General features: G+C 51.5%; 9 protein-coding genes. 6 read left to right on the top strand and 3 right to left on the bottom strand.

Annotation, left to right across the window (positions count from 1 at the left end; genetic code table 11):
• The first annotated feature begins 195 nt into the window (after positions 1 to 195).
• From ACKI3C_RS02025 to ACKI3C_RS02010, 4 genes are all read left to right on the top strand, one after another.
• Entirely contained in the window at positions 196 to 1,479 is a 1,284-nt protein-coding gene (locus ACKI3C_RS02025; protein WP_407401532.1) for an O-acetylhomoserine aminocarboxypropyltransferase/cysteine synthase family protein, read from the top strand.
• Positions 1,480 to 1,678: 199 nt separating this feature from the next.
• Entirely contained in the window at positions 1,679 to 2,695 is a 1,017-nt protein-coding gene (gene metX, locus ACKI3C_RS02020; protein ID WP_407401530.1) for a homoserine O-acetyltransferase, read from the top strand.
• Between the two features lie 164 nt (positions 2,696 to 2,859).
• Complete coding sequence (locus ACKI3C_RS02015; RefSeq protein ID WP_407401528.1) at positions 2,860 to 3,234, top strand: four helix bundle protein; 375 nt, start codon at positions 2,860 to 2,862, stop codon at positions 3,232 to 3,234.
• Between the two features lie 99 nt (positions 3,235 to 3,333).
• Positions 3,334 to 4,521, top strand: coding sequence for a homoserine dehydrogenase (locus ACKI3C_RS02010; RefSeq protein ID WP_407401526.1), 1,188 nt, complete (start codon positions 3,334 to 3,336; stop codon positions 4,519 to 4,521).
• A 271-nt stretch (positions 4,522 to 4,792) separates the two neighbouring features.
• Here ACKI3C_RS02010 and ACKI3C_RS02005 read toward each other — a convergent pair whose 3' ends face one another.
• From ACKI3C_RS02005 to ACKI3C_RS01995, 3 genes are read right to left on the bottom strand one after another with little or no spacing between them, the layout of a single operon-like run.
• Positions 4,793 to 5,479, bottom strand: a complete 687-nt coding sequence (locus ACKI3C_RS02005) for a nitroreductase family protein (RefSeq protein WP_407401524.1) — start codon at positions 5,477 to 5,479, stop codon at positions 4,793 to 4,795.
• A 2-nt stretch (positions 5,480 to 5,481) separates the two neighbouring features.
• Positions 5,482 to 6,093 (bottom strand): hypothetical protein, encoded by a 612-nt coding sequence (locus ACKI3C_RS02000; protein WP_407401522.1) that lies wholly within the window; start codon positions 6,091 to 6,093, stop codon positions 5,482 to 5,484.
• 24 nt (positions 6,094 to 6,117) lie between these two features.
• Entirely contained in the window at positions 6,118 to 8,337 is a 2,220-nt protein-coding gene (locus tag ACKI3C_RS01995; protein ID WP_407401520.1) for a hypothetical protein, read from the bottom strand.
• A gap of 56 nt (positions 8,338 to 8,393) precedes the next feature.
• Between ACKI3C_RS01995 and ACKI3C_RS01990 the strand changes: the two genes are divergently transcribed.
• The gene (locus tag ACKI3C_RS01990; RefSeq protein ID WP_407401518.1) at positions 8,394 to 8,630 is read left to right on the top strand and encodes a hypothetical protein; all 237 of its coding nucleotides are present in this window, start codon (positions 8,394 to 8,396) and stop codon (positions 8,628 to 8,630) included.
• Between the two features lie 272 nt (positions 8,631 to 8,902).
• On the top strand, positions 8,903 to 9,496 hold the full coding sequence (locus tag ACKI3C_RS01985; RefSeq protein WP_407401516.1) for a LysE family translocator: 594 nt from the start codon (positions 8,903 to 8,905) through the stop codon (positions 9,494 to 9,496).
• Positions 9,497 to 9,584 lie beyond the last annotated feature (88 nt).

Genomic DNA, 9,584 nt, shown 5'->3' with positions numbered 1-9,584 from the left:
TCATCATGGGCGTTGCTCTTATCGCGTGTGCTCTGCTCATCTTGTTGAGTTGACCGAAAATATTTCTGTTATATTGTCAAACCGTAGAAATTATATCTAAATTTCTCAAAATTTAGAGTAATTCTTTGGAAAAACATGCACAAATGTGCTAACTTTGTACCAAAATTCAACAAGACTAGTAGTATCATCATATTTATGGAAGAGAAAAAACTGCATTTCGAGACTCTACAAATACACGCAGGCATGATTAAGGACGAGACCGGTTCTCGTGGCCTGCCCATCTATCCCACAGCGGCTTACCGTTTCAAAACCTGTGACTACGCAGCCCACCTTTTTGAGCTGTCGGAGCCTGGCAACATCTATACACGCCTTCAAAACCCCACCAGCACGGCATTTGAGCAGCGCATCGCTGCCCTTGAAGGCGGTGTGGGCGCGCTGGCTGTTTCTTCGGGCATGAGCGCACAGCTCATTGTCATCACTGCTCTGGCTAGCGCGGGCGACAACATTGTGGCTTCGCCCTACCTCTATGGAGGCACTTTCAACCAGTTCAAGCTCACGTTCAAGAAACTGGGCATCGATTGCCGTCTTGCTCCCAGCGACAAGGCCGAGGACATCGAGCCGCTGGTCGATGAGAAGACCCGCGCCATCTACGTGGAGTCGATGAGCAATCCCTCATGCAACGTGCCCGACCTCGAAGGCCTGGCTGCTGTTGCTCGCAAGCACGACGTGCCATTTGTGGTCGATAACACCTTCGGCGCTGGCGGTTACCTGTGCCGTCCCATAGAGTGGGGCGCCAACATCGTGGTGGAGAGCGCTACCAAGTGGATCAACGGCCACGGCACTGCAATGGGCGGCGTGATCGTTGACGCTGGCACCTACAAGTGGGACAATGGCAAGTTCCCCGAGATTGCAGGTCCCAGCGCCGGTTATCACGGACTTAATATGTATGAGGCATTCGGCAACCAGGCATTCATCGTGAAGTGCCGTGTTGACGGCCTGCGCGACCTGGGCTGCTGCCCGTCATCGTTCGACAGCTACCTCATGGCACTTGGTCTCGAAACTCTGTCACTGCGTGCCGCACATGCTGTGGAATCTACACGCCGCCTTGCCTTGTGGCTCAACGAGCACCCGCTGGTGGAGCACGTGAGCTACGTGGGTCTGCCCGACAACCCCTCGCACGAGAATGCTAAGAAATACTTCCGCCACGGAGGCGGCGCAGTGCTTGCCGTGCAGCTCAAAGGCACCCTCGATACCACGGTCAAGGTGGTGGAAAGCGTGCAGCTGTTCCAGCACATGACCATGATAGGCGACTCGGTGAGCGTGATCACTCACCCTGCCTCTACAACCCACAAGCAACTCAGCGATGAGGAACTGGCAAGCGTGGGCATCACTCCCACACTGCTGCGCCTCTCTCCGGGACTGGAACATGTGGACGACCTCATCGCCGATCTCGAACAAGCATTCAACAAGGCATTGTAAACAAGCAAAAAAGAAAATATTTTCCTATATTTTAATGGCTTTCGCCAAAAAAATGGCTCGCGATAGCGAGCAAAATGACAACACCTTAAATAACTTGATTTTGTGGACACGGTCCACCATTTTCTTGCGAAGCATAAAATCAAAATAAAAATATTTTCTTTTTTTTTACCGGACAACAATATTTTCTTTTCTTAGATATATGGCAATAGAGAAGATACATTTTGACCAACCATTTGAACTGGAGTGTGGTGTCGTGCTGCCGGGCATCACCGTGGCTTACAGCACCTACGGCACCCGCCGGGGCGACAACGTGATATGGGTGTGCCACGCACAGACCGCCAACAGCGATGTGCCCGACTGGTGGGCACACACCGTGGAGACGGGACGTTTCCTCGACCCCGAGAAATACTTCATCGTGTGTGCCAATATTCTGGGTTCGCCCTATGGCACCACCTGCCCCGCGAGTGTCAACCCCGCCACCGGCGAGCCGTGGTATGGCGACTTCCCCATGGTCACCATTCGCGACATGGTGCGCGCCCACATGCTGCTGGCCCAGGCATTAGAGATTGAGCATGTGGAGCTGCTCATAGGCAGTTCGATGGGCGGTTACCAGTGCATGGAGTGGGGCATCATGCAGCCCCAGTTTGCCCGCCGCTTGGGCCTTATCGCCACCTGCGACCGCCAGATGCCCTGGGGCATCGCCTTCGGTGAGTCACAGCGCATGGCTATCCGTGCCGACCAGTCGTGGGGCGAACGCCGTGCCGATGCCGCCTACTGGGGGCTGGCAGCAGCACGCAGTGTGGCTATGCTCAGCTTCCGTGGCCCCGAGGCATTCAACCTCACACAGGACGACCCCGATCGCGACACCAAGCTCGACGAGTTCCGCGTGTGCAGCTACCAGCGTTACAACGGCGAGAAACTGTCCAAGCGATTTGACGCCTACTCTTACGTTACCCTGCTCAACGCCACCGACTCCCACAACGTGGCACGAGGCCGTGGCAGCGTAGCCGAAGCCCTGAGCAAGATCGAAGCTCCCGCCCTAATCGTGGCAATCACCAGCGACATCCTTTTCCCCCCTCATGGCCACGACAACCTCGTGAAGTACATCAAGCGCAACCAGTACCACCTCATCGAGTCAAACTACGGCCACGACGGCTTCCTGGTAGAAAACGAGAAACTCAACGAGTTGGTTGCCACATTCATGGCAACCAACTGACGAAACGCTCGTTTCACTCGCTACGAAACGCGGCGCTAACGCTTGCTACGAAACACTCGCTTCGCTCGTTACGAAACGCTCACGGTGTTCGCTACTAAATGCTTGTTTCACTTGTTACGAGAGCAGGCATGAAAATAATGAATTATGTAATTACACAGTAATTTATGCAACAACGAAATTTCAGAAACTACAAGGTGTGGCAAGATGCTATTAGTCTTGTTTCTGATATATATAGTATAACAAGAACATTTCCTAAGCTCGAAACCTTTGGTTTGACAAATCAAATGAATCGAGCTGCAGTGAGTATTCCCAGCAATATAGCTGAGGGCTCGGCAAAACCAACAGATATTGATTTTGCAAGGTTTTTAGATATTGCTCTGGGCTCTTGTTATGAATTGGAGACCCAAATTGTGATTTCAAATAATTTGGGATATATCCAAGAGGAAAAGTACATAGAAATAACAGAAAAAATAATTAGTATTCAGAAACAATTGACAGCACTTTCTGGAGCAATTAGAAAAAATAAAACCGAGCACTAGCCAGTTATCGTAGCAAGCGTAAGCGGCGCGTTTCGTAGCGAGTGAAACGAGTGTTTCGTAGCGAGCTTCGGCGAGCGTTTCGTTATTTAAAAAAGAATTATGAAAAAATTTAACATAGGATTATTTGGATTTGGCAATGTGGGTCGCGGGCTCTACGACGTGCTGGAGCAGACCCGCCATCCACAGGCATGCATCAAGCGTGTGTGCGTGCGCAACATTAAAAAAGATCGCGGCATTGATGCCGCATTGTTTACCGACTGCGCTGATGACATCTTCGGTGACCCCGACATCAACATGATTGTGGAGCTCATCGACGATGCCCAGGCTTCGCTCACCATCGTGACCCGCGCCCTGCGCGAGCACAAACCCGTGGTGACGGGCAACAAGCACATGCTGGCCCACCACCTCGAGGAACTCGTGGCACTGCAACGCGAGACCGGCACTCCGCTGCTCTACGACGCATCGGCTTGCGGCAGCATCCCCGTCATCCGCAACCTGGAGGAATACTACGACAACGACCTGCTCACATCGGTCAAGGGTATCCTCAACGGCACCTCCAACTTCATTCTCTCGAAAATCTTCAACGAGAACATGACTTATCCTGCCGCGCTCAAACTTGCACAGGACCTGGGATTTGCCGAGGCCAACCCCACCAGCGACATCGAGGGATTTGACTCGCTCTACAAGCTGGTCATCATCACTGTGCACGCCTTTGGCCGCTATGTGCAGCCCAGCGATGTCTTCGTCTATGGCATCTCCACGATGAACGAGGCCGACATACGCTTTGCCAGCGAGAAAGGCCGCCGCATCAAGCTCATAGGCCATGTGGAGAAACTTGATGACAACCGCATGACCATGTGCGTGATGCCGCAGCTGCTGTCGCGCGACAAGTATATATACAGCGTTGAGGACGAGTTCAACGGCGTAGTTATCAAGGGCAAGTACTACGGCAAGCAGTTCATGTTTGGCCGCGGCGCCGGCGGTTATCCCACTGGCTCGGCAGTGTTGAGCGACATCATGGCATGCTCCTACGACTACAAGTATGAGTACAAGAAACTGGGTGCCGACACCGTGCCTGAATATTCGACCGACGTTTACTTCCGCATCTATCTGCGTTATGCCACATCGGCCGACCTGGCGCTGTTCAACTTCAAGACCATCAACGAGAGCTACTCGAGCGACACCACCCACTACGTAGTGGGCGACATCCTACTCTCCGACCTGGTGCGCATCAAGCCCCAGCTCCAAGGCCGCAACCTCTTCATCGCTGCCTATCCCAAAGACTGACCAACCTAAAAAGAAAATGCCAGTGGCGAGATAGGCGTGTAGTAACCGCAGACCTCAACGAGGTCGTTACTTGGGTTAAGAGGGTGTGTCAAAATGCGCTTTGATTTCGCATTTTGACACACCCTCATTTACAGACTGACCAGCAGCGTCCCCAACGGGGTCGCACTTTGTCAGTCTGTAAACATCCACCTATCAAGAGTTAGTGCGACCCCGCAGTGTGCAGGCCGCTTGTTATTTACATTTTCTTTCTTGTAGGGTAAAGGAAAGTGGATTATATCCACTCGAAGTTCTCTTTGCCGGCGGCGGCTTCGAAGTGGTACTTTGCTATGCCCAAATCCATGTGTGTGTAGCCCACAAGGGAGAATCTTCTGGATGCCTTCACGCGGTGGATGCCGTCGGGGCCGGGAGCGATGTACTCGAAATGGAACTTCTGCTGGTTGATGGCAGTGGGGGCGAGTAGGGCAGCGGCAACTCCATCGTTGAACCACGCAGGAGTGGCATCGCTAGCGTTACTCACCTGCGAGGCTGTCTTGCGCTTGACGTTGCGTCCGGGGTCATCGCCATGTCCCAGAGCAATCATGCAGCATAGCTTCTCGCCCGGAGACACCGTGTAGGCTTCCTTGATATTGTTGTAGGTGAGTCCCACCCAGCACGTGTTGAGCCCGAGCGACTGCGCCAGTAGCACCAGTTGCTCGCCGTAGTAACCTATGCGCTCAGAGAGGTCGCCCTCTTTCTTTCCCACCATGGCGAAGTAATTGCTCACGCCACTGAATGTGCCGTAGGCCATCTTGCCCTTGAAGGCTCGTGACTCGTCGGTGACTAACTGTATGTGCAGGTTGCCTGCCTTATTGACCTCATCGATTTTGTCTTGCAGAATTGCGACAAGCGCCTTGTCGATGGGGCGGTCAATGTATTTTCTCACCGACCGGCGAGATTGTATTGCTTCGAGAATAGTCATATTTATTTGTTTTTGCGTGTGGTGTGGTCAAGAATGTAGTTGAGCACGAAGTCATAGTCCTCCTTGCCCACATACACCTGGTTGTAGTTGAATGGTGCGTTGACCTTGATGAGATGCCGGCGCGGGAACGGCTCGACCGATCGCACCGACTTGAAGTCGCTGTGCATCTGCGTGCGGGCGGCAACCCTCATGCCCGACGACACCATTCCAGGCTTGCCAGTGGCAACACCGGCAAGAGCCGTGATGCGGCCTATGAGTTGGGCTTTCTTTACGCCTGGAGGCATCTGCTTGTGCATCACGCCGTTGTCGTCCATCTCAAAGAGGACGACATACTTGCCGCCCACCATGAGGGCATAGACAAAGTAACCCACAACACACAGTGCCATCATGAGCAGGAACATAAAGAAGAATGTGACTGTGACGTCCCACAGGCCTTCCCATGAGGGACCGTCACACAGTTCAATAATAATCAGGAACACCCATATTCCCACAATGACCCAGCCCATGATTTTCATCACCAGCATGAGGACGGTGGGGTTGGTGTATAGGCTCATCTCATAGAGCCAGCGGTACTTACCGTCTCGGCATTGTACTACTCTCTCGCTATGGTCCATATCAATAGGTAGGTATCAATTACATCAATAATAACCCGACACATGTCGGTAGGTTTTTTTCTTTTTCTTTGTGGCCTTGGCAGGTGCAGGCGCGGGCTTGGGAGCAGGTTTTTCAACCTTCTTAGGCGTCTCTTTCTTGGGTTCCTCGGTAACTTCAATCCTGACTAATGTCACTACCTCCTTGAGAGTGAGGGGCATACCTCCTTGGCTATAAGACTTGGTGTAGGTGAGCTTTATGCGGTCGGGACCCAGTTTGTCGAGAGTATAACTATGTCCATCCATTGTGACAAACTCGCCGCCGCCATACTTGTATGTGCCGCTGCCTTTCTGTCCTGAAATGGTATATGTCCCGTCGCTTTTGAACTCTTGGATTTTGCCCTTGATTGGAGCCTCTGGTATTTCGGTGGCTAAAGGTCCAGTCACTTCCACGTCCACGTCCACAATCTTCCATTTGCCCTGAAGCGAGAAGGGCAAGCTAGTATTGGGTTTAGGTGCAGCTCCTTGCCCGTATTTCCCGTCATCTTGATCTGCCTCTTCCTGATCCTCTCTTTCCTCTTCTTCCTGCTCGGCCTTAGCTTCCTCGGCAGCCTTTTTCTCTTTTTCCAGTTTTTCTTGCTCTTCCTTAGCTTTCTTCTCGGCGCGGCGCTTCTTTATGTAATCCTTCCACCATTCAGGGGTTTTCGAGCTAAAACCGTAATCTTCGTCCTGTTCAACGAGTTTCTTGACAACCTCTTGCTCGTTCTTGTTCACTTCGAGATTCTTCTTCTCTCCACTCTTCACTTCCACGTCGTCAATCGTCTGCTTATCACCGTTCTTGTCAAGTGCGGTGACAGTGTATTCGCCAGCGGGAACTTGGATAGCGAGGTCGCCGTTAAATTCTTTTTCCTTGACTGCATAGATGGCGCCAGTCTCCTTGTCGCGTGCAATGATCATGCCGGTGGGCTTGCCGTCCTTGTCGGTGATTTGGATTTGTGCCATGCGCTCTTCGTCGGTGCCCCATGTGAGTTTGGGATCGTTTCTTGCTTCGGCACCTTTCTTCAACATGGTCCACACCACCTGGCCATATTCGACAAACTCGCCGCCTCCCAGTTGCCCGTCGAGCGAAATCTTGGTGTCTTTGCCCAAGTTCACTACCCAGCCCGATGTCTCGTCGGCAACGATAGCCTTCAGTGTGTTCATGTTGTATTCGTCATAATCTTCTTTTGTGACAGTGCCATTGGCGATTTTACGCCCATATTCAACAGAGTTATTTACCTTGTCAAGCACGTCATACACTTGGTCATAGCTCAATACCATACCCTTGATATTCTCGCCCTTGGCCATATTGCCGTAATATACAGTGGTCGAGCCGGCAACGTTGCCCACTACCTTGTTGATGCACTCCACATAGAGCTTCGCACCAGCGGTGATTGCACGGCCAGCCTTGCTGCAGAATTCTTTCTCGGAGAGGATTCCCATGTCGTCGGCGACACTGAGGTAGTTGGTCTTGCCAGGAGAATCTTCTGCAGCTATGAAGGTGTGGTAAACGCGGTTAGCGCGCACGTCATATTTGCCGTCGGCAAAGTTGTTCCACCATGTCTTATAGTCGGTCTCGCCCTGTCTCTCATGTGAGTCCAGCGATTCAAAGAGTTCCCTGCGGTCTTTGTCGCTCAGCTTGGCAGCCACAGTGATAATCTGCTTGCGCGATTCCTTGGCGAGGTCGCTGGTGATGCCGCAAAACTCATAGAATGCCTGAGCAAACAGGAGAATGCCGCCCGTCGTTCCTGCGTGTGCCGGCGGGGCAATCATGTCCATCGCGCTTGACTTGGGTCCCTTGCCGCCAGCGGTGCGTTCGGGTGCCAGAGCCACGACATTTCCTTCTTCGTCGAGCTGCGGGGTGGGGATTTCAAAGACCCCCATATCGTTCAGGCGTTCGTAGGACTGCTTAAACTCGGTGCGGTGTTCCTCGATAGTCGCCATGATGAGGGCATAGTCGCGCCAGTAAGCCATTTTGCGATCTCCGAAGCACACCGTGTCGTTCTCGGTGCATGTAAACTCATTGCTGCACGCATGAATAACGAGCGAACCCATTGCCTGCTGCAGTGAGCCGGCAAAGAAGAAGTTGTCAAGGTCGTTGGTGAAGTCCTCGCTTGTAATATACTCGGCATATTCCGCGTCAATTTCTTTGCTGCTCGAGCACGACGACACAAGGAACAAAGTCGCAACCATTGCAACACACAGTTTGGTGAATGAAAAGATTTTCATAAGTGGCAATTATCCTAAATTCCGCAACCAGTTGTTTCGGTAATACTTATAACGCAATGAGCAACAAGGTGTTGCCCACGGTGCCGCCCTGTTGGGATTTCACTTGGTTCAGTGTTGCGGATTCTGAATCGGTGAAAAACGCCAGCAACATGCAAAACACATGGCGAAGATACGAATTAATTCTGAAAAAATCAACCCTTTCGCCAGAAATTCCAGGGCAACCGCATCAAAACATGCCAAAACTTCCCGACTTCCCCCACGGAGTATTGGATCAGGTTATGGACCTAAAATGATGGTAAAAAGGACAAAAACAGTTTTTTTATAACTGAAAGAAATTAAAATAATTAAAAGAAATTATTCTTTTGTCCTTGTGTTCTTTTGTCAAGAAACCCCAGATTAAACAGATTATCTCTGTGACCTCTGTGCCTCTGTGGGGGAGGTCGCAAACGGAGCTTGCCCTTGCAATCGCAGTTGTCTAGGTGTTTTTTTCGTCTTTCGTCTTTCGTCCTTCGTCTTTCGTATTTCGTGAAAATTTTGTATCTTTGCACAATAAAATACACTAACTATGTCATTAGCCCTGTTGACCAAATTACTGATTTCAATTATTGCCGTGGGATTTACCCCCGGTCCGGCCAACATCTATGCTCTGTCGTGTGGCATGAAGCATGGACGCCGTCATGCTATGGGCATGTGGGCAGGACTTGTGGTAGGATTCTCGCTTGCACTGGTCGCTGTGGGGCTCACCTCCTATCTCGCTGGCAACGCTATGGGGCACTATGTGCAATACATCAAGTATCCCGGTGCGGCCTATATCGCCTGGCTGGGGTGGGGCATCATGCACAAGAGCAAGGGCAATGATGACACGAGCGAGCGTCCCTGCACTTTTGTTGACGGGCTTATCGTGCAACTCACCAACGCTAAGATGATTCTGTTCTCGCTCACCACATTTGGCACCTTTGTATTGCCCATGCCCAATCACACGCTGGCCGACTTTGGCCTCGTGGCGGCATTGCTCTATATCGCTGGCCCCGTGGCAAACCTCACATGGCTCATGGTGGGCATTTGGCTCAGACCTTATTTCGAAACCTACAAGCGCACGCCGTCTATCATCATGGGCGTTGCTCTTATCGCGTGTGCTCTGCTCATCTTGTTGAGTTGACCGAAAATATTTCTGTTATATTGTCAAACCGTAGAAATTATATCTAAATTTCTCAAAATTTAGAGTAATTCTTTGGAAAAACATGCAC

This window comes from Sodaliphilus sp. (genome assembly GCF_045598405.1).
GTDB lineage: Bacteria > Bacteroidota > Bacteroidia > Bacteroidales > Muribaculaceae > Sodaliphilus > Sodaliphilus limicaballi.
Note: the sequence above shows the minus strand (reverse complement) of the source record. Positions and strands in the feature narration are given on the sequence as shown.

Bases quoted from the DNA above. Each gene is read 5' to 3' on its own strand.
- metX (WP_407401530.1), top strand. From the start codon at position 1,679: ATGGCAATAGAGAAGATACATTTTGACCAACCATTTGAACTGGAGTGT.
- ACKI3C_RS01995 (WP_407401520.1), bottom strand. From the start codon at position 8,337: ATGAAAATCTTTTCATTCACCAAACTGTGTGTTGCAATGGTTGCGACT.
- ACKI3C_RS02015 (WP_407401528.1), top strand. From the start codon at position 2,860: ATGCAACAACGAAATTTCAGAAACTACAAGGTGTGGCAAGATGCTATT.
- ACKI3C_RS02010 (WP_407401526.1), top strand. From the start codon at position 3,334: ATGAAAAAATTTAACATAGGATTATTTGGATTTGGCAATGTGGGTCGC.
- ACKI3C_RS02025 (WP_407401532.1), top strand. From the start codon at position 196: ATGGAAGAGAAAAAACTGCATTTCGAGACTCTACAAATACACGCAGGC.
- ACKI3C_RS02000 (WP_407401522.1), bottom strand. From the start codon at position 6,093: ATGGACCATAGCGAGAGAGTAGTACAATGCCGAGACGGTAAGTACCGC.
- ACKI3C_RS01990 (WP_407401518.1), top strand. From the start codon at position 8,394: ATGAGCAACAAGGTGTTGCCCACGGTGCCGCCCTGTTGGGATTTCACT.
- ACKI3C_RS02005 (WP_407401524.1), bottom strand. From the start codon at position 5,479: ATGACTATTCTCGAAGCAATACAATCTCGCCGGTCGGTGAGAAAATAC.
- ACKI3C_RS01985 (WP_407401516.1), top strand. From the start codon at position 8,903: ATGTCATTAGCCCTGTTGACCAAATTACTGATTTCAATTATTGCCGTG.